A 21,017-nucleotide genomic window follows, 5' to 3' on the forward strand; every position below is an offset into this window, starting at 1 on the left:
AGGTACGAAGTGGGTATCGGCGGAAGTATCTTCCTCATCGCCCTGGGCGCCATCCTGGCCTTCGCGGTCGAGGCCGAACTGGGCTTTCTCGACCTGACCACGGTCGGCTGGGTGTTGATGGTGGCCGGCGTGTTCGGGCTGGCCCTGACGTTGTGGTTCTGGCAGAGCCGGCGCCGTACGGTGGTGTCCCGGACCGCGCAGGACGAGCCGGCACCGGATGCTCCGGTGGAGGCGGACCGGGTCGTGGAGGAGCAGTACCGGGAGGTGCGTCGCCCGGGCGGCCCGGTGCGGCGGTGATCCCGGACCCCGAGCAGACCTCCACCCCCCCGACGGATCAGGATCTGCCACGAACGGAACAGGATCTCCGACGATCCCGGACCGGGCGGTCCCCGCCGGGGTGGTGGCGGGTCAGGCGTAGAGCGCGAAGTAGATCGCGATGTGATGGCACAGCGCGGCGACGAGGGTGCAGGCGTGGAAGAACTCGTGGTGGCCGAAGACGGTGGGCCACGGGTTGGGGCGGCGCAGCGCGTAGAAGATCGCCCCGACGCTGTAGACCGCACCGCCGACGATCAGCAGGACCAGCGCGGTGACCCCACCGTGCTGCAGAATGTCGGGTAGTACCACCACCGCGACCCAGCCGAGGGCGATGTAGAGCGGGGCGCCGGCCCAGCGCGGCAGATGCGGCCAGATCAGCTTCATCGCCACCCCGGCCAGCGCACCGACCCAGACCACGGTAAGCAGGGTGGCCGCGCTGCGCCCGGGCAGCAGAAGCAGGCAGAACGGCGTGTAGGTGCCGGCGATGAAGACGAAGATCATCGAATGGTCGAGGCGGCGCATGATCTGGTACGCCCGTTCCGACCAGACTCGGCGGTGATAGAGCGCGCTGGTGCCGAACAGGCCGCACACCGTCAGGCTGTAGACGACGCAGCTGACCAGCGCGGTCCAGCCGGGTCGGGTGGCGGCCAGCGCGCAGAGCACAATTCCGCTGACCAGGGCCACGAAGAATGCGTACGTGTGCAGCCAGCCGCGCATCCGGGGTTTGCCGATGTCGACCGGCTTGAGGCGAAGGGGCGCTTCGGTGGTCACCAGACAAGGTTACGGCACCGTAGGTTACCCGCTGGTAGTGAATCGCCTCACGTCCGCCTGATGTCCAGCTGACGTCCGGCGGCCGACAATGGACCCATGCGGATCCACCCCGTCGGCCGGCACGCGCTACTGCTCGAATGGGCGGCGCCGGCTGGCACCGTGCTACCCGGGGGCAGCGAACTCGAAGACAGCGAATTCAGGGGCAGCGAACGCGGCCCCGTCGACGCTTGGCGCGCCGAGCTGAGCCGGCGCTGTGAACTTGGCGAACTGCGGGTAGCCGAGATTGTCCCCGGAGCCCGGACCATTCTGCTCGACGGCCTGCCGGACCCCGCACTGACCGCCAGCCAACTGGCCAGCTGGCAACCGGGGACGGCCGAGGCCGTCGACGACACCGGACGGTGGATCACCGTACCGGTCCGGTTCGACGGCCCCGACCTGATCGACGTCGCCGGGCAGTGGGAGGTCGCCGTCGCCGACGTCGTGGACCGGCTGACCCGGATCGAGTTCACCGTGGCGTTCTGCGGCTTCGCGCCCGGCTTCGGATACCTGACCGGCCTGCCCAGGCGATGGAACGTGTCCCGCCGAGCCACGCCCCGCCCAGCCGTCCCGGCCGGCTCGGTGGCCCTGGCCGGCGAATACGCCGGCATCTACCCGACCGCGTCGCCCGGCGGCTGGCAGCTGGTCGGGCGTACCGACCTGGTGCTGTTCGACCTGGACCGGGAGCCGCCCGCGACGCTGACCCCCGGCACCCGGGTCCGGCTGACCGCCACCGGGCCAGCCGACAGGAACAGGTCCCCGGCGGCGGACCGATGATCGAGGTGATCCGGGCCGGCGCGCTCACCACCGTGCAGGACCGCGGCCGGTACGGCTGGGCGCACCTGGGGGTACCCCGGGCCGGTGCGCTCGACCAGCCGGCGTTGGCGCTGGCCAACCGGCTGGTCGGCAACCCACCCGACGCCGCCGGTCTGGAGGTCACCCTGACCGGCTGCACGCTTCGGTTGCGTACCGGCGGCTGGGTCGCGCTCACCGGGGCACCGGCAACGGTCCGCATCGCCGGCCGGTCCGGTGGCTTCCTCACCCCAACACCGGTGCCGCCGGACGCCGTGGTCGAGGTCGGTCCGGCCCGGTACGGCGTCCGCAGCTATCTCGCGATCGCCGGCGGGATCGCCGTACCAGCGGTGCTCGGTAGCCGGTCCACCGACACACTCGCCGGCATCGGACCGCCGGCCGTACGCGACGGCGACGTACTGCCGGTCGGCGCCGCACCGCCGCCAGCGGCGCTGAGCCGGGCCGCGGCCGACGCGGTGCCCTGGTCCGCGCCGGCCGTCCCGGTCCGGCTCACCGTCCGGCTCGGGCCACGGGCGGACTGGTTCACCGCTGAGGCGGTCCAGCGGCTGCTCACCACTGGGTACGAGGTCAGCCCGCTGAGCAACCGGATCGGTGTCCGACTGACCGGCGCGCCGCTGACCCGGTCCGTCCGCGACGAACTACCCAGTGAAGGGCTGGTGGTCGGCGCGGTCCAGGTGCCCGCCGACGGGCAGCCACTGGTCTTCCTCGCTGACCATCCGACCACCGGCGGATATCCGGTGGTCGGCGTCGTCGACGACGTCACCCCGCTGGCCCAGGCGCGGCCCGGTACTACTGTGCGGTTCCATGGATCTCAACGCGGACCTCGGTGAGGGCTTCGGCGTCTGGCGTCTCGGCGACGACGAGGCGTTGCTGGACGTGGTGACCTCCGCGAATGTCGCCTGCGGTTTTCACGCCGGCGACCCGGTGACGATGCGCCGCATCTGCGCCGCCGCCGCCGAGCGGGCCGTCGCCGTCGGAGCCCAGGTCGGCTACCGCGACCTGGCCGGCTTCGGGCGGCGGCGGATCGACTACCGCTTTGACGAGTTGCGCGACGACGTGCTCTACCAGCTCGCCGCACTGGACGGCTTCTGCCGGGTGGCCGGGACCCGGGTCCGCTACGTCAAGCCGCACGGCGCGCTGTACAACACGGCCTGCGTGGACGAGACGCAGGCCGCCGCCGTCGTCGCCGCGGTGGCCGACTACGACCCCGCGCTGTCGGTTCTCTGCCTGCCGGGCTCGGTCCTTGGACAGCTCACCACCGGTGCCGGGCTGCGGGCCGTCGCCGAGGGTTTCGCCGACCGTGGCTATCTGCCCGACGGTGGGCTGGTGCCCCGATCGGACCCGGGCGCGCTGCTCGGCGACCCCGACAGGGTCGTCGGGCAGGCGGTGTCCCTGGCCCGGCGGCACAGTGTCACCGCGACCGACGGCAGCATCGTCGCCTGCCCGGTCGAGTCGATCTGCCTGCACGGTGACACCCCCGGCGCGGTCGAGTTGGCCGGACGGATCCGCGCTGCACTACGCGCGGATGGTCAACGCCTCGCCGCCTTCGTCTGACCGCCGGTCAGGGTGCGTCGACTCCGCGCAGGATCAGCGGCAACCGACCCGCCCCGGCCGGATCGATCCGTACCGGCACTCCCCAGTCCTGCCGGGTCAGGTGGCAGGCGGCGTGCTCGGCGTCCGCGTCGCATGTCGCCGCTTGGGCGACCACCTGCAACACGCCAGCGGCCACCGCCGGGTCGATGACCAGCCGCCGGGTCAGCCCGGTGTCGCTGCCTGCCCCGTCGAGCAGCAGCTCCGGTGGGTCGGCCGAGACCTCCAGCCGGGTCGCCGGACCGAAACTGGCATCCAGCTTCTGACCGGGCGCCGGAGTGAACACCACCTCGAGCGACAGTGCACCGGGCGCGATCAGCGTCGGCGGACGCTCGGCGCGGCGCCGGGCCCGGACGATCGTGGCGCCGGCCGCCGACAGGGCACCCGGGGCCAGCCGGGTGAGCCGGTGCGCCGCCGACTCCACCACCCATACGGTGCCGTCCGCAGCCACCAGCACGTCACTCGGCTCGGCCAGACCGTCAGTCACCGTGGACACCCGGTCGGTGGCCGGGTCGTAGCGACGGACCGCGCCGTTGTAGGTGTCCGCCACCAGCACCGAGCCGTCGGCCAGTGCGCACACTCCGAGCGGATGCTGCAGCAGCGCGTCGGTCGCTGCCCCGTCGACCTGGCCGAAGTCGAACAGGCCCTGCCCGACGACGGTACGCAGCTCGCCGTCAGCGAGCCGGCGCAGCGCGCTGGTCTCGCTGTCGGCGATCCACAGCTGGTCGCCGTCGACGCTGGTGGCGAGGCCGGACGGCTGGGCCAGCCAGACATCCGGGATCGGGCCGTCACGCAGCGACTCAACGGTGGTGCCGGCGTACATGCCAGCGGTGCGGGTCACCGGGTCGAACCACCAGAGCTGGTGGATGCCGGCCATGGCGACGATCACCTTGCCGTCGTACCAGGCCAGGTCCCAGGGCGAGGAGAGGTCGACGGCGTGGGCGTCGTGCGGGTGGTAGTCCACCGTCGAGCGCCACTGGCGGCCGGAGCCGGCGACCGTGCGTACCTCCGCGGTGGCGTACTCCAGGCCACGCAGCAGATGGTTGACGGTGTCCGCGACCACGATGTCGTACCCGGCCACGGCAGCGACGTCGGCCGGTAGCCGGAGCAGGCCCTGCGGTTCGTTGAACGTCGCGGTCCGGGCGGACCCGTCGGCGCCGCCGCGCTCGCCGGCGCCGATCCGGCGACGGACGGTCTCGCCGTCCGGTTCGAGCTCCACCAGCTGGTGCCGGGCCGAGTCGGAGACCAGCAGGGCACCGTCGTCGAGCGCCACCGCCTTGCCGGGGAAGCGCAGGGTGGTGTCGGCCGGCGTCGGCGGCAGGTACGGGCCGTCGCCGCGGTGCAGCGTGCCCTTCGCCTCGTGCGTCCGGATCAGCTGGCCGATCTCCCTGGCCAGACCGTCGGCGTGTCCCTCGCCGGCCATGGTGGCGACGACGTAGCCCTCCGGGTCGACCAGTACCAGGGTCGGCCAGGCCCGAGCGGCGTACTGCTGCCACATGTCCAGGTCCGGGTCGTCGAGCACCGGGTGGCTCACCCCGTACCGTTCCACGGCGGCCGCCACCGCCGCCGGATCCCGCTCGTGGGCGAACTTCGGCGAGTGCACCCCGATCACCACCAGGACCTCGGCGTACTTCTCCTCCAGCGGCCGCAGTTCGTCGAGCACGTGCAGACAGTTGACGCAGCAGAAGGTCCAGAAATCCAGCAGGACGATCCGCCCACGCAGCTCACGCAGGCTGAGTTCACGGTCGCCGGTGTTCAGCCACTGTCGACCGTTCAGCTCTGGTGCCCGGACGCGGGGTGCGGTCACTCGGTGGCTTCCTCGCCAGTGTCGGCACTACTCTGCGGGTCCGGTTCGGTTGCTGCGGTCTGCAGGCAGAGGACCTGGGCCCGGCCCGAGTCCGCCGGGATCTCGATGTGCGGGGCGGCCGGGTCGTCGCACTGGTCGAGCTGGTCGACCTTGGCGATGATCTGGTACGCGCCCGGCTCAGCGCAGTCGGCCGGTGCGGCGGTGTTGCCCGACTGCTTCACACAGTCGCCGACGGCCGGGTTGAACGGCTGCTCCCCGGGCCGGGTGATGAGCCAGACCAGTGACATCGGGATTCCCACCAGCAGCACGGCGGCGACGAAAACCGCGACGAGTACCCGTCCGTTGCGGACCTGGGGGGCCGGCTCCGGCTCGGCCTCGTCGGCTGCTGGTTCGGCCGCATCCGGCCGGAACGCGTCAAACCGGTTCTGTTCCGGGTCGGGCGGCCCCCACTGGCCGGCCGGCGGGGCGCCGTCGGCAGCCGGTGTCGCTCCTGGCTGGCCGGGGCCGGCCGGGTGCTGACGGCCGGCCAGGTCCGGGTGGTTCCAGTGGCCCGCCCCGGGGTTGCCGGAGTCGACGAGATCACCGTACGGCGGCGCACCGGCTGGTCGGTAGCCCTGCGCCGACTCCGGCGGTGAGCTGGGCTGGATGTGCGCCCCGGCGCTCAGGTGCGGCAGTGCGAGCGCAGCAGCGTCGGGGCCGGGGCCGTCCGGCGTCGGCCGAGCACCGAACGGAGGTGCGACCTGTCCGGGTCGGCGCGGGGTCAGCGGAGGCAGCCCGGGGTTGTGCTCCGGCATGGGGACCGGTGAGCCGGCTGGTGCGAACGGAACGCCGTTCTGGCCGCCGGGTGGCTGGGGCCGCTGGCCGAACGGTTCGGGGTGCTGCTCGGCGGCCGGTGCGGCACCACTGACCGGCCGGCCGTAGACGCGGGGCTGGGCCGGTGCCCGACCGGCGGGCAGCGCGGCCGGATCCGTCGGCGGGGCGACCCGACTGGTGCTGGGCACGGCTGCGGTGGCGGTCACCGCTCGGCCGGTGCTGCCGGCTGTCGCGGCCGCTGGGCGGTGCTGCTCGACCCCGGGACCAGCCGGTACGGACGGCCCGGCGGCCATTGCCGGGCGGTCGGCGGCCGGCTCCGGGCCGCTGGCTTCGCCGCCGGGTTGCCCGGAGTCGGGGAAGCCCGGGTGGGCGTCGGCCAGTGCCGGATCGGGGTACGGACCACGTTGTTGCGGTACGTGCGGGGCCTGCTGCTGCGGGTGTTGCGCCTGCTGCGGCGGTACGTGCGGAGCCTGCATCGGATCGGGCGGCATCGGAGCGCCGCCAAGCGCGGCGGCCAGCGACGCACCGGGCACCCGCGTCTCCTGGGGCGGTAGCGGCGTGGGGCCGGCCGGGGAGAACGGTAGCGCCCCGCCGGGCCGTGGCGATTCCGCCGGCGGACCCGGAGCGAACCGCGGTGGTTCCGGCTGCTCGGGTTGCTGTTGCGGCTCCGGCTGACGCTGCGGTAGTTCCCCGGACCCTGCGGCGGTCGGCGGCACGGCGGGGGGTTGTGGCGCGGGAGCCGGCGTCACGGGCCGCTCCGGGTCGGTCCGCCAGGCTTGCTGGGGAGACCAGGGCTCGGCCGGCGGAATGCTGGGCGCCGGAATGCCGGGCGGGGCTGGGTAGGGCGGCGGCGCCGGGTAGCCGGCACCGCCCGGCTGGTCGCCGAATCCGGTCGGCCAACCGCCACCGGCCGGCGCCCACTGCTCGGGTTGGTGTCCGGCACCGGGGTCGCCGGGATCGGGTGTCGCGCCGCGTTGCGGCTGGCTGCTGCCGTATGGCGCGGGTCCGCCGACACCCGCCTCCTCCGGCTCCTGGCCGGGATGCTGCGTGCCCTCGGACGTCATGTGCGCCTCCTCCATGACATGTCAGCCGCGCCGGTGCCGCCGACCTGGCTGGTCGGTCGACCAGGGACACCGGTGGACCGGCCGGGCGGGCTCACCCGACCTGCGGCGGCTCTGCTGCCACCGTGGCCAGGCGGGCCCGGCTGGCTCTCTGCACTACCAGCCTGGGTGTGCCGGCTGGTCGTCCGGCGGCTGCCGACCGGTTCTGGTCTCCAGCGCGCCGGATCGACCCGACGGCGACCGAGCCCACCGTACCGGGCCATGCCGCAACGGAGGAATCCTGGTGCCGTCGAAGTGGCGGAGGTGTCGCGGGACAGCGAACCGTGACGGCGGTCCGTTCAGCCGTGGTAGCGCTGTGCGATGGCGCGGATCTCGTCGCGTACGGCGGCCGAGTCGGTGGAGCGCAGCGCCCGCTCCAGGGCCCGGGTCCGTCGGCTGGCTTCCCGGTGGCGGCGGATGCGATCGATCATGGACATGGTGCTCTCTCCTGTGGATCTCTTGTCGACCGTTCGGCGGTCAACTCAAGTGAAGCGCACCGGCCCCTGGGCTGCCAATGATTCTTAGGTGAGAGCCGCCACGTTCCTAAGAATCCGTGCTATCAGGGAGCTTGGTCTGATGATGATTAGGATAACAACGGGAACGGCGTCGCCACCAGTGATGGTGGCGACGCCGTTCGTAGTCGCGTCGGTGCTCGGCGGTCAGGTCCAGGCGAGCAGTGCCGCCTCCGGGTCGGTCAGGAACGCCCCGACGTCGCGCAGGAAGGCGGAGCCAAGTTCGCCGTCGATGATCCGGTGGTCGAACGACAGCGCCAGGGTCGCTACCTGGCGTATCCGAATCTTCTCCTTGTGTACCCAGGGTGCCTTGCGGATCGTGCCGATCGCGAGAATCGCCGACTCGCCCGGCGGGAGGATCGGAGTGCCACTGTCCACTCCGAACACTCCGACGTTGGTCACGGTCATCGTGCCGCCGGCCATGTCGGCCGGCGCGGTCCGCCCCGCCTTCGCGGTCCGAACCAGATCGGCCATCGCCTCGGCGAGTTCCCGCGTGGTCAGCCGCCCAGCGTCCTTGATGTTCGGCACGATCAGGCCCCGCTCGGTCGCCGCCGCGATGCCGAGATTCACGTACTCCTTGACCACGATCTCGTCGCCGGCCCAGGTGGAGTTCACCAACGGGTGCCGGCGGGCCGCCAGCAGCATCGCCCGAGCCACCATCAGCAACGGCGAGACCTTGATCCCCTGCCAGTCGGGCTGACTCCGGATCCGGTCCAGTGCCTTCACCGATCTGGTCAGGTCGACGGTGAGGAACTCGGTGACGTGCGGCGCGGTGAACGCCGACGCGACCATGTTCTCAGCAGTCAACCTGCGTACCCCTTTGACCGGAATCCGCTGTTCGCGGTTGGGGCCGGGCGGCAGTGCGGCAGACCCGTTCTGTGCCGACCCGGCCTGCGTCGACCCGGCCTGATCGTTGGCACGGAGCACGTCGTCGCGGGTGACCGAGCCGAGCGGACCGCTGCCGCGCAGCCCGGCCAGGTCGACGCCGAGGTCCCGGGCGAGTTTGCGCACCGGCGGCTTGGCCAGCGCTCTCGTCGCCGGTGCGGCTGGGCCTGGTCCGGCTGGGCCTGGTTCAGTCTGGGCCGGTTCAGTCTGGGCCGGTTCAGGCTGGGCCGGCTGGGCCGTCAGCGGCCCGGTCGACACCGGCATCGGTTCGGCGGGCTGGGCCAGTTCGCCCGTGGTGCGGCGCGGCCGGCGCTTGGCCGCGGTGGTCCGCGGGCCGTAGCCGACCAGCACGGCGGTCCGACCACCGGGGGCCGGCCCGCCGATCATGCCCGGCTCGATCGCACCGCCGGGCGGCGGGATCTCCGGCTGTGGCGATTCGGGTCGGGACGGTGCCGGCTTCGGGCCGGTCGGTTCAGCGGCGGGGCCGGCGGCCGGCTCGGTGTCGATCGCGATGATCGCCGTGCCGACTTCGACGGTGGCACCTTCCTGGTGGAGGATGGCCTGCACCCGCCCGCCCCATTTGGCGGGAATCTCCACCGCGGCCTTCGCGGTCTCCACCTCGACGATCGGCTGGTTCAGCTCGATGACGTCGCCGACCTGGACGAGCCACTTGAGGATTTCGCCCTCGGTGAGGCCTTCGCCGAGGTCGGGCAGGTCGAACTGTTTGATCCGAGACATCGGCGCTCACCAACCGAACGCGCGGTCGACGGCGTCGAGTACCCGGTCCAGGTCCGGCAGGTACTCCTCCTCCAGACGGGCGGCCGGGTACGGCGTGTTGAAGCCGCCCACCCGCAGTACCGGCGCTTCCAGGGAGTAGAAGCACTCCTCGGTGATCCGGGCGGCGATCTCGGCACCGAGACCGAGGTTCGTCGGCGCCTCGTGCACCACCACGCAACGACCGGTCCGCCGGACCGACTCGTACGTGCCGGCCAGGTCCAGCGGGGACAGCGACCGCAGGTCGATCACCTCGAGTTCGCGGCCCTCCTCGGCGGCGGCGGTCGCCGCGTCCAGTGCGGTGCGCACCATCGGCCCGTACGCCAGAACCGTCGCGTCGCTGCCGGGTCGCACGGTGCGGGCGGCATGCAGCGGATACGCCGTACCCGGCGGTGCCTCCAGCTCGACCGACGCCTTTTCCCAGTACCGCCGCTTCGGCTCCAGGAAGATGATCGGGTCGTCGGAGAGCACCGCCTGCTGGATCATCGTGTAGGCGTCCTGCGGGTTGGAGCAGGCCACGACCTTCAGCCCGGCGGTGTGCGAGAAGTACGCTTCCGGCGACTCGGAGTGGTGCTCCACCGCGCCGATGCCGCCGCCGAACGGGATCCGGATCACGATCGGCAGCTTCACCTTGCCCTGCGACCGGTAGTGCATCTTGGCCACCTGGGACACGATCTGGTCGTACGCCGGGTAGACGAAGCCGTCGAACTGGATCTCGCAGATCGGACGGAAGCCGCGGATGGCCAGACCGACGGCGGTGCCGATGATTCCGGACTCGGCCAGCGGGGTGTCGATCACCCGGTCCTCACCGAAGTCCTTCTGCAGCCCGTCGGTGATCCGGAAGACACCGCCGAGCTTGCCGACGTCCTCGCCCATCAGGACGACCTTGTTGTCGTTGTCCAGCGCCCTGCGCAACCCGGCGTTGAGCGCCTTACCGAGAGTGAGTGTCTCAGCCATCAGTGCGACCCTCCCTCGAACGACGCCAGGTACCGCTCGAACTGGGCCCGTTCGGTGTCGAGCAACGGCGAGCCGTGCGCGTACACGTGATCGAAGAGCGCGCCGGGCTGCGGGTCGGGCATGCTCAGCACCCGCTCCCGCAGCTGCACCGCGTCCTGCTTGGCCTGCGCGTCAACCTCGGCGAAGAAGTCGGCGTCGGCGATCTGCTGCTTCTCCAGGAAGGCGCGGACCCGGGTGATCGGATCCTTGGCCTGCCACGCCTCCACCTCGCTGGCAATCCGGTACCGGGTCGGGTCGTCGGAGGTGGTGTGCGCCCCCATCCGGTACGTGTACGCCTCGATCAGCGTCGGGCCCTGCCCGTGCCGGGCGTTGTCCAGCGCGGTCCGGGTCACCGCGTAGCTGGCCAGCACGTCGTTGCCGTCCACCCGTACGCCCGGGAAGCCGAAGCCGGACGACCGCTGGTAGAGCGGAATCCTGGTCTGTCGTTCGAGGGGTTCGGAGATGGCGTACTGGTTGTTCTGACAGAAAAAGACGATCGGCGCGTTGAAGACGCTGGACCAGACAAAGGCTTCGTTGACGTCACCCTGTGCGGACGCCCCGTCACCGAAGTACGCGATGACCGCCTCGCCGTCGTCGCCGCCGACCTTGCCGTCCATGGTGATGCCCATGGCGTAGCCGGTGGCGTGCAGCGTCTGGGCGCCGATCACGATCGTGTACATGTTGAACTTGAACTCGTTCGGATCCCAGCCACCCTGGTCGACCCCGCGGAACAACCCCAGCGGCATGATCGGGTCGATGCCGCGGCAGTACAGCACACCGTGTTCGCGGTAGGTGGGAAACGCCATGTCCTGAGCGCGCAGCGCCCGTCCGGAACCGACCTGCGCGGCCTCCTGACCGAGCAGGCTCGCCCAGATGCCCAGCTCACCTTGGCGCTGCAGGGCGGTCGCCTCGGCATCGAGTTTCCGCACCACGACGAGGTCTCGGTAGAGGGCACGGTACTCGGCGTCGGTGAAGTCGACCGTGTACTGCGTGCCGTCGGGGCCGGTAACCCGGTCGATCCGTTCGCCGTCCGGAGTCAGTAGTTGCACCAACTCCGGATCGGCGGCGTTCCTGTTGACGCGCCGTCGAGCCGCGGCCGGTCTGGCACGGGTCGCTGTCCCGCGCTCGCCTTTCGCCATCCGTCTCTCCCATCGTTCGTGCGTGGCAGCGGGGGTGTCCCGACCGCGCAGCTCGTCCTGCCGCCGGCTGCTGCCGGTGCAGGTCCTCTCGCCGCGCCTGGCCCGGGTCAGGGTTGCCGCGCGGCACGGGCCGGGTTCTGGCTGGACCCGGTCCGGGAGGGACGCCATCGAGTCGTGCCCGCCGCGGTAGAGGCGGAGGCAGCGGCTGCGGTGCCGTCCGGTCCATATTCGCATTGGAGGTGAGGGGTGTCATAGGTCGGTCCGGTCGTGCAGGTGCGATGTCCGCGTTGCGCGGAACTTGTAGCCTCGCGCTGCGTTCGGCCGAGTGTGACTCATCCGTCCGGTTCTGATAACACGATGTATTGAACTGGAAAACTTTCTGTCACTGCTTCACGATGTATCCAGAGCCGGTGATCTGTGGGACCGTGGATCGACCGGAGACCATACCGATGAGGAGACGAGCCGTGCTGCTGCCGCAGGATCGCGTGGCCCGGCCCACGGGGGTGGACGGACCTGCCCGGCGGTTCGCGTTGATCGTGGCGTTGCTGGTGCTGACCGCTTCGTTGCCGCTGCTTGCGACGCTCGGCGCGGGTTCGGCGACGGTGGCCGGAGGTGGCCCGGCCACGGTGCTGCCGCTGATCGGTCAGCCGGGCGGCGGACCGATCATCGTGCAGCCGCTGCCGCACCCGACCCCGTCCGGACCGGTCGAGCCGACCGGCGGGGACGGTACGGAGCAGGACGCGTCGGCGGACCGTCGTGCCGGCGGCCGGGGCGGACCTTCCACCGGCACGAAGCGCGACAGCGGGAGCGGATCGTCGGATCGTGACCGGCCGGCCCCGGGCGCACCGGCGGACTCCGATGGTCCGGCACCGACGACCCCCAGCGATCCTGGGTCAGAACAGCCACCATCCGACACTCCGGACGACTCGCCGGACCCTGACGACCCGCCGCCCGTCACCGACGTCGACCCGGAGCCCGATCCGACGCCTACACCGTCGCCGAATCCGGACATCGACCCGGACATCGACCCGGACATCGACCCGGACATCGACCCGGACATCGACCCGTCCCCTGATCCCGATCCGACGCCGACTCCGGACCCAGACGTGGATCCGGGTCCGACGCCGGGTCCGTCCTGCAGTCCGCGCCCATCGGACGCGGCGTGACCGGGTAGACCCGTCAGGATCCGCCCTGCTCGTCGGCGAGTCGTTGCCGGTTGGCCTCGATCCAGGCGTCGAGCGCCTGCGGATCGTTGAGGTCGACACCCTCGGCAAGGAGTTGGGCGACCGCGGCCGTGGCCGGGCTGCGGCGCTCCCCGGTGGTGTAGAGGCGGACGAACTCCGGCACCATCTCGGCGATCGCGGCGTCCGTCTGGCTGAACGCCGCCGCCGGTAGACCGCGCTGCCGGCCGGCGTACGCGGACCAGCCGCGGACCACGCCGGGCAGCATGGCCGCGTCGTCGATGTCCAGCACCGCCCGGCGGTGCACCCAGTCGAGCAGGAACATGCCGGCCACCGCCGGGCTCCAGCGCATCGGGTCGGGGTCGAGCAGGCTCGCCGAGTGGTCGAGCACCAGGCTCAGGCAGAAGTGCAGCGAGGCAAGGTCGGCGTCGCCGGCCGCGTCCAGTCCGAACCGCTTGGCCTCGGCAGACGCGAGGAACTCCCGCACCAGAACGGTCCGCCGGTCGGCGGGCAGCGGATCGTCCGGTGCCGGTGCCACGGTCGGCTGCGGCGCGGGCAGTACGGCGAGCCGCGCGCCGACCAACGCCCGGTCGGTGGCGAGCGACCCCTCGCCGGGCAGTTCGCCCAGGCCGTCGGTGATCGCCAGGTGCCGGCTCACCTCACCGCGCAGCACCCGGGGATCCTCATCGCGGAACCAGGTCAGCTCGTCGTTGGCACACATCTGCCGAACCTGACCGAGGACCCGCTCGGCCGGACCACCGACGAAGACGTCCTTGGTGATGCCGATGTTGTGGTCGACCAGCGCCACCATCGCGTGCTCGGGGCCGCCGAGCTCGTCGTCGTAGGCGAAGGTGGCCAGGTACGAGGTCTGGTCGCCGTACACGTCGCCGTAGGCGTAGCTGCCGGTCAGCCGGACCCGGCCCAACCGGTCCGACCAGGGCGGCGCGGTCTTGCCGACCTTCACCGCGGCGGCGCCCGCCGCCTCCGGCACCAGCCGGGCGAAGACGGTACGGATGGTGGTCGCGGCGGCGGCGCGCCGGCGGGTGGTGGCGGCGAGAAAGCCGCCGACGAACTCCCGCACCGCGTCGGCGCGGTCCGTCTCCGCCACCGCGTACACGCTGCCGAGCAGGGCGGCGCCGAGCATCTCCGCGTCGAGGGCACACTCCAACTTGGTCACGTCACGGGCGGCGGCGAGCACCGCTTCGTAGGGGGTTTCAGGCGTGGCCATGAATCGACCCTACGCTGTGCTGCGGCGGCTGGCATCACCTGCGCGTCACATGTCGGGTACGCCGGGCGGGCGGACTCCGGCCCCGTCCAGCCGGCCGATGGGCCGCGCTTGCATCGGGAAGACCGGACGAGGTCGTCAGCGGTGGGACGACCGGGCACGGTCCAACGCGTCACGGGCGTCGGCATGCGCCTGCAGGACCGCCCGGACCGGGGCGACGACCAGCCGGCGGGCAGTCTCGGCCACCACGTCGTACAGCCGGTCCTCGGCCCGTCTGCGGACCCGCCGGGCCGCCCACCCGGTCACCGGCCGGATCAGCAGACTGAGCAGAATCCCGCCGAGCAAACCGCCGAGCAGCATCGCGGTCGGCACCGGCAGGACACCGACCGTCGGATAATCGAGGGCCGGCAGACCCAGCGTACGGATGATGAAGCCGACCAGCAGCCAGCCGAGCCCGGCGGCGGCGGTGGCGGTGACCGCCCACTGCACCGCGCCGACCAGCCGCCACCACATCGGCGGCCGGTCCAGGCCCAGGTCGGCGCCGCCGATCGCCCGGTCGAGAGCGTCCGGCAGCTCGGCCCGTTGCGACCGGGCGGCGGCGGCGACCGCCGCCGACCAGGGGGTCGGCAGGCGACTGCCGGCCTGCTCGGCGAGGCCGCGTACGGCCAGATCGACCGCGGCGCGCTGTGCGGCACTCGGTGCCGGCAACGAGGTGACCGGCACCGGTCCACCAGCCCCGGCCAGCGACGGCGGCCCCGGTTGACCGGGCGCGGTCACCGGCGCTGGCTGGTCGGCCGGGTCGATCCCGCCGGCCCGGCGGGAGCCGAGCAGGTGCAGCCGTAGCAGCGGATCCGGCCGCAGCCTGCGCCAGGCCCGGGTGAGCGGCCAGCCGGTCGCGGCCCCGGCCCGGTGCCGGTACGCCGAGTCGACGGCGTCGACCACGCTCGGCACCCCGGCCGCCGCCGCCAGCGCCAGGCTGAGCCGGCGCACCGTGCCACGGTTGATCTCCTCCTCGGCGTGTTCGCCGGCTGGGCCGACCAGTTCCGCCAGGCCTTCGGTGACCGAGTCCAGGTCACCGGAGAGTCGCCGCAGCGCCGCCTGCCGCTCGGCCACCGTGCCTTCCAACAGCCGGCGCAGCTCGGTCATCGCGGCCGGTACCAGCGCCGAGGTGGCCAGCAGCGGGACTCCGTCGAGCCCGTCGGCGTCGAGCAGCCGGCGCAGGTCGGCGAGCAGCCGGGGCAGCTCGGTCCGGTCCAGCCGGTCGGCGTGGTTGAGCACCACCACGGTGACGTCCCGGTTGCGATGGAACTCCCGCAGATAGCTGCGGTGGATCACCCGGTCGGCGTATTTCTGCGGGTCGACCACCCAGATCACCAGGTCGACCAGGCCGAGTAGCCGGTCGACCTCCAGCCGGTGCCCGTACTCGACCGAGTCGAAGTCGGGCAGGTCGAGCAGGACCAGACCGTGCAGCCCGGCCTCGTCGGTGCCGTCCAGGGCGCTCTCCCGGACGAACCGGTGCCGGGGCAGGACCCCGACCCAGTCCAACAGCCCGCTCGCTCCGTCGACCGCGCCCCACCCGCACGCGTGCGCGTACCCGGTGGTGGGCCGGCGTACGCCGGCCGGAGAGAGGTCCCGCCCGGCCAGCGCGTTGAAGATGCTGGACTTCCCGCTGCCGGTGGCGCCGGCCAGCGCCACGACGGTGTGTTCCCGGGACAGCGCCAGCCGGGCCCCGGCCCGCTCGACCAGGGTGTGGGCGGCTCCGAGACGGTCGTCGGGAATCCGACCGTCGGCGGCGCGCAGGAACCGCCCGAGCGCGTCGAGCCGGTCGACCAGCAGGTCGGCGTCCACCCGTGAGTCTCCTCGGACCAGGTGTCGGACCCGATCGACGAAGCCGGTCACGCGACCGCTCCCGGCAGCGGTCCGGTCGCGCCGGGCAGCGTGTCCGGCAACCGGTACGGCGTACCGCTGTTCAACCCGGCGGTCGCCCGGGCCTGCTCGACCTCGACGGCTGCGGCGCGCAGCCGGTCGCCGGGCGCGGTGGCCGTGGCGTCGACGGCCTGCGGCGGGACACCGGCCGCTTCGATCAGCCGCAGGTAGCGGCCGGCCTCCTCGTCGAGCAGTGTCCGGATCCGGAGTAGCAGGCCCTCCCGGGACCGGTTGGCGAGGTTGCGGATCGCCTGGTCGCCGAAGATCGCCTCAAGTACCTTCTGGGCGGCGACGGTGGTGCCGCCGGCGGCGGCGACCTCCAGCCCGGTCGGGATGAAGGCGGTCGAGGCGAAGACGGCGATCATGACGGCGAGCCCGGTGGCGTTCACCGCGTACGCGGCGGTGCGGGCGACGAACCGCTTGTCGCCGGCCTCGGCCCGGACCAGTTCGAGCACGTCGCGTTGCCAGTCGCGGACCAGCCGCTCGGCGCGTTCCGGCAGGTCGGCGGAGGGCCGGGCGAGGTCCGGGGTGAGTAGCGCGGCGCCGGCCGGGTGGGTCCGCCAGGCGAGGTGCGCGGCGTCGGCGGCCTCGGTCGCCGCGCCCTTGATCAGGGTGACCAGTTGTGACTCGATCGCGGTCCGCAGCTGGTTGGCGGGTGCCGGCCGCCCGGTGACGGCGCTGAGTACCCGGTCGCGAAGCCGCCCCACCCTGGCCTCCAGTGAACGGAACAGTTCGCCGGTGCCGACGAAGTCCTGCCAGCGGCCGAGTACTTCGCCGCGGAGCAGCCGGCCGTCCTGCACCGCCTGCTCGGCGTTACGGCTCACGCTGCGGTACGCGGCGCGGACCCGGTCGGTCAGGGTGCGGGCCGCGTCGAGCTGGTCGTCGGCAGCGGAGGCCAGTCCTTCGACGGTCGGTGCCAGCGCGCTCAGCGCCCCGTCGAGGGACTGCCGGATCACCGCGGCGCGGGCGGCGGCGTCCCCGGCGAGCCGGCCGAACCATTCGCGCAGCGGCGCGGCGACGATCTCCGGCAGCAGCCCCTGGCCGCCGACCACCGTCTCCGGCACCACGAAGATCGGTACGTCGCCGAGGTCGTGGGCGGTGAGCATCTCCCGCAGGTGCGCGGTGATTTCGTCGACTGCCTCGGTCGGCACCCGGTCCAGGGCGAGCGCGACCATGGTCCCGCGCAGCTGCGCGGTCTGCAGCAGCTGCCAGGGGACCGCGTCGGCGTACCGGGCGGCGGTGGTGACGAACAGCCACAGGTCGGCGGCGGCGAGCAGTTGGACGGCGAGCGCCCGGTTGGCGTCGACCACCGAGTCGATGTCCGGCGCGTCGAGGAAGGCCAGCCCGGGGGGTAGCGCCGGCGCGGCGACGAGCTGCAGCGCGTCCGGCGCGTCGGTGGGGCCGGCGGTGCGGGTCAGGCCGGGCAGCAGCTCGCCCTGCCGGAACCAGCCGGCATCCGCCGGATGGCTGACCAGCACCGGGGACCGGGTGGTGGGCCGCAGTACGCCGGTGGCGCTGACCCGGGCCCGGACCATGCTGTTGACCAGGGTCGACTTGCCCGCACCGGTGGAGCCGCCGACCACCACCAGCAGCGGGGCGTCGAGTCGGGCGAGCCGGGGCAGCAGATAGTCGTCCAACTGGGCGAGCAGGCCGGCACCGACCTCGCGGCCCTCCCCGGCTGAGGGCAACACGAGAGGGTACGCCATCGCCGCAATTGCGGAGCGTAGTCGTTTGAGTGCAGCGGGAAGTTCGGGTGCGCCGGGGTTGGGCGCGGCCGGTCTGCCCTGCGTGGTCACGGGTAAAGCGTGCCCGATCAATGCATGCCAGACAACCTGAACCGGCCCGGCGTGGCTGCCGATGACACTGTGGGTGACGCGCCCTGAGGGGGGTATCGGTGCTGGTGGGGGCATGAGTTGCGCGACTCCGACTCAACCTGACTTGACGGTGGCTACGATCGTGGCAGTATTGAGTCAAGTCCACTCAACTTGTGGTGGGTGTGCGGCGGGGCGGTGCCCCGGCACCTGCTCTACGAACGAAGCGAGGAAGCGACCATGGCACGTGCGGTCGGTATCGACCTGGGCACGACGAACTCTTGCGTCAGTGTGCTGGAGGGTGGTGAGCCTACCGTCATCGCCAACGCGGAGGGCTCCCGGACCACTCCTTCCATCGTCGCGTTCGCCCGCAACGGTGAGGTGCTCGTCGGCGAGGTCGCCAAGCGGCAGGCGGTAACCAACCCGGACCGGACGATCCGGTCGGTCAAGCGTGAGATCGGCACCAGCTGGACCGTCGACATCGACGGCAAGAAGTACACGCCGCAGGAGATCTCCGCCCGTACCCTGATGAAGCTCAAGCGGGACGCCGAGGCCTACCTCGGTGAGCGGATCACCGACGCGGTGATCACCGTCCCGGCGTACTTCAACGACGCGCAGCGTCAGGCCACCAAGGAAGCCGGCGAGATCGCCGGGTTCAACGTGCTGCGGATCGTCAACGAGCCGACCGCGGCGGCCCTGGCGTACGGCCTGGACAAGGGCTCCAAGGAGCAGACCGTCCTGGTCTTCGACCTCGGTGGCGGCACCTTCGACGTCTCGCTGCTGGAGCTCGGCGAGGGCGTGATCGAGGTCAAGTCGACCAGTGGTGACAACCTGCTCGGTGGTGACGACTGGGACCAGCGGATCATCGACCACCTGGTGAAGACGTTCCGTGGCCAGCACGGCGTTGACCTCGCCCAGGACAAGATGGCGATGCAGCGGCTGCGGGAAGCCGCGGAGAAGGCCAAGATCGAGCTGTCCGCCGCCACCACGACCAGCATCAACCTGCCGTACATCACCGCCGGCCCGGCCGGGTCGGACGGCGCCCCGTCGGCGCCGCTGCACCTGGACGTCACGCTGACCCGCGCCGAGTTCCAGCGGATGACCCAGGACCTGCTGGACCGCTGCAAGGGCCCGTTCGAGCAGGCGATCAAGGACGCCAGCGTCAAGCTGGCCGATGTCGACCACGTCATCCTGGTCGGCGGGTCCACCCGGATGCCGGCCGTCTCCGACCTGGTCAAGCAGCTGACCGGCCGGGAGCCGAACAAGGGCGTCAACCCGGACGAGGTGGTCGCGGTCGGTGCCGCGCTGCAGGCCGGTGTGCTCAAGGGCGAGGTCAAGGACGTCCTGCTGCTCGACGTGACCCCGCTGAGCCTGGGCATCGAGACCAAGGGCGGCATCTTCACCAAGCTGATCGAGCGCAACACCACCATCCCGACCAAGCGCTCCGAGGTGTTCACCACGGCCGACGACAACCAGCCGTCGGTGCTCATCCAGGTCTTCCAGGGTGAGCGGGACATCGCCGCGTACAACAAGAAGCTCGGCACCTTCGAGCTCACCGGGCTCCCGCCGGCGCCGCGCGGCGTGCCGCAGGTCGAGGTCGCCTTCGACATCGACGCGAACGGCATCGTCCACGTCAACGCCAAGGACCTGGGCACTGGCAAGGAGCAGTCGATGACGATCACCGGCGGCTCGGCGCTGCCGAAGGACGACATCGAGCGGATGATGCGCGACGCGCAGGACCACGCCGACGAGGACAAGCGGCGTCGCGAGGAGGCGGAGACCCGCAACCTGGCCGAACAGCTGCAGTGGCAGACCGAGAAGTTTCTCGCCGAGAGCGGCGACAAGCTGCCGTCGGACTCCCGCGACCAGATGAACGACGCGCTGGGCGAACTGCGTGGCGCGTTGGCCGGCAGCGACATCGAGGCGATCAAGTCCGCGCACGAGAAGCTGGCGCAGGTTTCCCAGCAGGCCGGCTCGCAGCTCTACGCCCAGCAGGCCGAGCAGCCGGGCGGTGCCGGCACCCCCGGCGAGCCCGGACCGGGCACCGCCGGACCGGGCGCCGCTGGGGCGTCCGCGTCAGGTGGTGCCGCCGGCGGGCCGGACGACGTGGTCGACGCGGAGATCATCGAGGACGACAAGAAGTGAGTCTCCGTCGAGGCCGAGGACCAGCGATGATCTTCCCTCGAACTGCCGCACGGAGCGAGGTAGCCACATGACGGAGAAGTCACGGGCCGCTGATCCGGCCGGCACCGGCCCGCCGAGGCGCCGCTCGGCACCGGTCGAGCAGGCGGACGGTGAGACCACCGAGCGCCTGGTGATCCGGGACAAACGCCGGATCGACCCGACCGGGACGCGGCCTCGGACCGCGCGGCACGCGGCGGCCGAGCCGACGGGTGCGGCACCCCCCACCGACCATCGTCCGACCGGGCGGCACGCCCGGTCGGGCACGGAGGAGGAGCCAGTGAGCGGGAAAGCCGACGACAGGTCCGCTGACGGGTCGGCCGCCAGCGACACCGGAAAGGACGAGCCGACCCGGTCCGCGACCGGAAGCGGGTCCGCGACGAGCAGCGGGTCCGCGACCGGCACCGACCGGGCCGTTCAGCCCGACTCGTCGGACACCGCTGTCGTCGACGAGCCGGTGGTCGGCGAAGTGGTGGAGCCGGCGCCGGAGTCGGACGCCGAGGAGGCGGCCGGGGGCGTGGCCGGTTCCGGTCCGCTCGGCGCCGAGCTGGAGGCGCTCCGCGCCGATCTCGACGAACGCACCCGCGACCTGCAGCGGGTGACCGCTGAGTACGCCAACTATCGCAAGCGGGTCGAGCGGGACAAAGGGGTCGCCGCAGATCAGGCCACTGGTGCGGTTCTCGCCGCGCTGCTGCCGATCCTGGACGACCTGGACCGGGCACGGGAGCACGGCGACCTGGTCGGCCCGTTCGGCGCCGTGGCCGAGCAACTCGGCGCGGCGCTGGGCAAGTTCGGGCTCACCGCGTTCGGCGAGAAGGGCGACCCGTTCGATCCCACCCTGCACGAGGCGGTCGCGCACCTGACCTCCGCCGAGGTCACCGAACCCACCTGCGTCGACGTGATGCGGCGGGGCTACCTGCTCGGGGACCGGCTGCTGCGGGCGGCGCTGGTCGCTGTCGCAGACCCGGAATGACCGCCGCCGGTGGTCCACCGGCGCACATCACTGCCGGCGGCGGGACGCGGACCGCGTCCCGCCGCCGGCACCGCGGTACCGGCCGCCGCGCGTGGGCCGGGCCCGCAGTGGTTGGCCGGTCGTCCACCTGGCACCAGGGCGGTCAGGGTCGGGGTCCGGTGACGGACAG

17 protein-coding genes are annotated in these 21,017 nt (G+C 72.2%); 7 read left to right on the forward strand and 10 right to left on the reverse strand.

All coding sequences use genetic code 11. The features are described from left to right. Positions 1-9: 9 nt before the first annotated feature. On the forward strand, positions 10-297 hold the full coding sequence (locus ACFHW1_RS04485) for a DUF6458 family protein (protein ID WP_416550994.1): 288 nt from the start codon (positions 10-12) through the stop codon (positions 295-297). 111 nt (positions 298-408) lie between these two features. Here the strand turns inward: ACFHW1_RS04485 and trhA are convergent, their stop codons facing one another. Then, the gene (trhA, locus tag ACFHW1_RS04490) at positions 409-1,086 is read right to left on the reverse strand and encodes a PAQR family membrane homeostasis protein TrhA (RefSeq protein ID WP_278172704.1); all 678 of its coding nucleotides are present in this window, start codon (positions 1,084-1,086) and stop codon (positions 409-411) included. A 96-nt stretch (positions 1,087-1,182) separates the two neighbouring features. On the opposite strand from trhA, the gene ACFHW1_RS04495 reads away from it, so the two are divergent. From ACFHW1_RS04495 to ACFHW1_RS04505, 3 genes are read left to right on the forward strand one after another with little or no spacing between them, the layout of a single operon-like run. Then, entirely contained in the window at positions 1,183-1,899 is a 717-nt protein-coding gene (locus tag ACFHW1_RS04495; RefSeq protein WP_416550995.1) for a 5-oxoprolinase subunit B family protein, read from the forward strand. Then, positions 1,896-2,765: a biotin-dependent carboxyltransferase family protein gene (locus ACFHW1_RS04500; RefSeq protein WP_416550996.1), complete on the forward strand. Its 870-nt coding sequence runs from the start codon at positions 1,896-1,898 to the stop codon at positions 2,763-2,765. The genes ACFHW1_RS04495 and ACFHW1_RS04500 overlap by 4 nt, the downstream gene beginning before the upstream one ends. After that, a complete protein-coding gene (locus ACFHW1_RS04505; RefSeq protein WP_416550997.1) occupies positions 2,740-3,489 on the forward strand; it encodes a LamB/YcsF family protein in 750 nt (249 codons plus the stop codon). Before ACFHW1_RS04500 ends, ACFHW1_RS04505 begins: the two co-directional genes overlap by 26 nt. Before the next feature lie 7 nt (positions 3,490-3,496). Here ACFHW1_RS04505 and ACFHW1_RS04510 read toward each other — a convergent pair whose 3' ends face one another. The 6 genes from ACFHW1_RS04510 to pdhA all read right to left on the reverse strand — a co-directional run bounded on the left by ACFHW1_RS04510 (position 3,497) and on the right by pdhA (position 11,551). Next, a complete protein-coding gene (locus ACFHW1_RS04510) occupies positions 3,497-5,332 on the reverse strand; it encodes an NHL domain-containing thioredoxin family protein (RefSeq protein WP_416550998.1) in 1,836 nt (611 codons plus the stop codon). Then, entirely contained in the window at positions 5,329-7,209 is a 1,881-nt protein-coding gene (locus ACFHW1_RS04515) for an LppU/SCO3897 family protein (protein WP_416550999.1), read from the reverse strand. The genes ACFHW1_RS04510 and ACFHW1_RS04515 overlap by 4 nt, the downstream gene beginning before the upstream one ends. Before the next feature lie 335 nt (positions 7,210-7,544). After that, positions 7,545-7,682, reverse strand: a complete 138-nt coding sequence (locus ACFHW1_RS04520) for a hypothetical protein (RefSeq protein ID WP_416551000.1) — start codon at positions 7,680-7,682, stop codon at positions 7,545-7,547. Positions 7,683-7,904: 222 nt separating this feature from the next. Then, on the reverse strand, positions 7,905-9,380 hold the full coding sequence (locus ACFHW1_RS04525; RefSeq protein ID WP_416551001.1) for a 2-oxo acid dehydrogenase subunit E2: 1,476 nt from the start codon (positions 9,378-9,380) through the stop codon (positions 7,905-7,907). Positions 9,381-9,386: 6 nt separating this feature from the next. Continuing rightward, positions 9,387-10,376 carry an alpha-ketoacid dehydrogenase subunit beta gene (locus ACFHW1_RS04530; RefSeq protein WP_416551104.1) on the reverse strand — a complete coding sequence of 330 codons (990 nt, stop codon included), beginning with the start codon at positions 10,374-10,376 and terminating at the stop codon, positions 9,387-9,389. After that, positions 10,373-11,551 (reverse strand): pyruvate dehydrogenase (acetyl-transferring) E1 component subunit alpha, encoded by a 1,179-nt coding sequence (gene pdhA / locus ACFHW1_RS04535; protein WP_416551002.1) that lies wholly within the window; start codon positions 11,549-11,551, stop codon positions 10,373-10,375. The genes ACFHW1_RS04530 and pdhA overlap by 4 nt, the downstream gene beginning before the upstream one ends. Before the next feature lie 449 nt (positions 11,552-12,000). Between pdhA and ACFHW1_RS04540 the strand changes: the two genes are divergently transcribed. Next, positions 12,001-12,717 (forward strand): hypothetical protein, encoded by a 717-nt coding sequence (locus tag ACFHW1_RS04540; RefSeq protein ID WP_416614864.1) that lies wholly within the window; start codon positions 12,001-12,003, stop codon positions 12,715-12,717. 13 nt (positions 12,718-12,730) lie between these two features. Here the strand turns inward: ACFHW1_RS04540 and ACFHW1_RS04545 are convergent, their stop codons facing one another. From ACFHW1_RS04545 to ACFHW1_RS04555, 3 genes are all read right to left on the reverse strand, one after another. Then, positions 12,731-13,960, reverse strand: a complete 1,230-nt coding sequence (locus ACFHW1_RS04545) for a hypothetical protein (RefSeq protein ID WP_416551004.1) — start codon at positions 13,958-13,960, stop codon at positions 12,731-12,733. Between the two features lie 135 nt (positions 13,961-14,095). Further along, complete coding sequence (locus ACFHW1_RS04550) at positions 14,096-15,856, reverse strand: GTPase (RefSeq protein WP_416551005.1); 1,761 nt, start codon at positions 15,854-15,856, stop codon at positions 14,096-14,098. Continuing rightward, complete coding sequence (locus ACFHW1_RS04555; protein WP_416551006.1) at positions 15,853-17,589, reverse strand: ABC transporter; 1,737 nt, start codon at positions 17,587-17,589, stop codon at positions 15,853-15,855. Before ACFHW1_RS04555 ends, ACFHW1_RS04550 begins: the two co-directional genes overlap by 4 nt. 345 nt (positions 17,590-17,934) lie before the next feature. Here ACFHW1_RS04555 and dnaK point away from each other — a divergent pair, with 345 nt between their 5' ends. Both dnaK and grpE read left to right on the forward strand, forming a co-directional pair. Beyond that, positions 17,935-19,839 (forward strand): molecular chaperone DnaK, encoded by a 1,905-nt coding sequence (dnaK, locus tag ACFHW1_RS04560; protein WP_416551007.1) that lies wholly within the window; start codon positions 17,935-17,937, stop codon positions 19,837-19,839. A gap of 67 nt (positions 19,840-19,906) precedes the next feature. Next, positions 19,907-20,848 carry a nucleotide exchange factor GrpE gene (grpE, locus tag ACFHW1_RS04565; protein ID WP_416551008.1) on the forward strand — a complete coding sequence of 314 codons (942 nt, stop codon included), beginning with the start codon at positions 19,907-19,909 and terminating at the stop codon, positions 20,846-20,848. Positions 20,849-21,017 lie beyond the last annotated feature (169 nt).

It is taken from the genome of Micromonospora sp. LOL_014, assembly GCF_048060245.1.
Lineage (GTDB): Bacteria > Actinomycetota > Actinomycetes > Mycobacteriales > Micromonosporaceae > Micromonospora_E.

Excerpts from the sequence above, each read along its gene's own strand:
- ACFHW1_RS04495 (WP_416550995.1), top strand. The coding sequence starts at position 1,183 with ATGCGGATCCACCCCGTCGGCCGGCACGCGCTACTGCTCGAATGGGCG.
- ACFHW1_RS04500 (WP_416550996.1), top strand. The coding sequence starts at position 1,896 with ATGATCGAGGTGATCCGGGCCGGCGCGCTCACCACCGTGCAGGACCGC.
- ACFHW1_RS04505 (WP_416550997.1), top strand. The coding sequence starts at position 2,740 with ATGGATCTCAACGCGGACCTCGGTGAGGGCTTCGGCGTCTGGCGTCTC.
- ACFHW1_RS04515 (WP_416550999.1), bottom strand. The coding sequence starts at position 7,209 with ATGACGTCCGAGGGCACGCAGCATCCCGGCCAGGAGCCGGAGGAGGCG.
- ACFHW1_RS04520 (WP_416551000.1), bottom strand. The coding sequence starts at position 7,682 with ATGTCCATGATCGATCGCATCCGCCGCCACCGGGAAGCCAGCCGACGG.
- ACFHW1_RS04525 (WP_416551001.1), bottom strand. The coding sequence starts at position 9,380 with ATGTCTCGGATCAAACAGTTCGACCTGCCCGACCTCGGCGAAGGCCTC.
- pdhA (WP_416551002.1), bottom strand. The coding sequence starts at position 11,551 with ATGGCGAAAGGCGAGCGCGGGACAGCGACCCGTGCCAGACCGGCCGCG.
- ACFHW1_RS04540 (WP_416614864.1), top strand. The coding sequence starts at position 12,001 with ATGAGGAGACGAGCCGTGCTGCTGCCGCAGGATCGCGTGGCCCGGCCC.
- ACFHW1_RS04545 (WP_416551004.1), bottom strand. The coding sequence starts at position 13,960 with ATGGCCACGCCTGAAACCCCCTACGAAGCGGTGCTCGCCGCCGCCCGT.
- ACFHW1_RS04555 (WP_416551006.1), bottom strand. The coding sequence starts at position 17,589 with ATGGCGTACCCTCTCGTGTTGCCCTCAGCCGGGGAGGGCCGCGAGGTC.
- dnaK (WP_416551007.1), top strand. The coding sequence starts at position 17,935 with ATGGCACGTGCGGTCGGTATCGACCTGGGCACGACGAACTCTTGCGTC.
- grpE (WP_416551008.1), top strand. The coding sequence starts at position 19,907 with ATGACGGAGAAGTCACGGGCCGCTGATCCGGCCGGCACCGGCCCGCCG.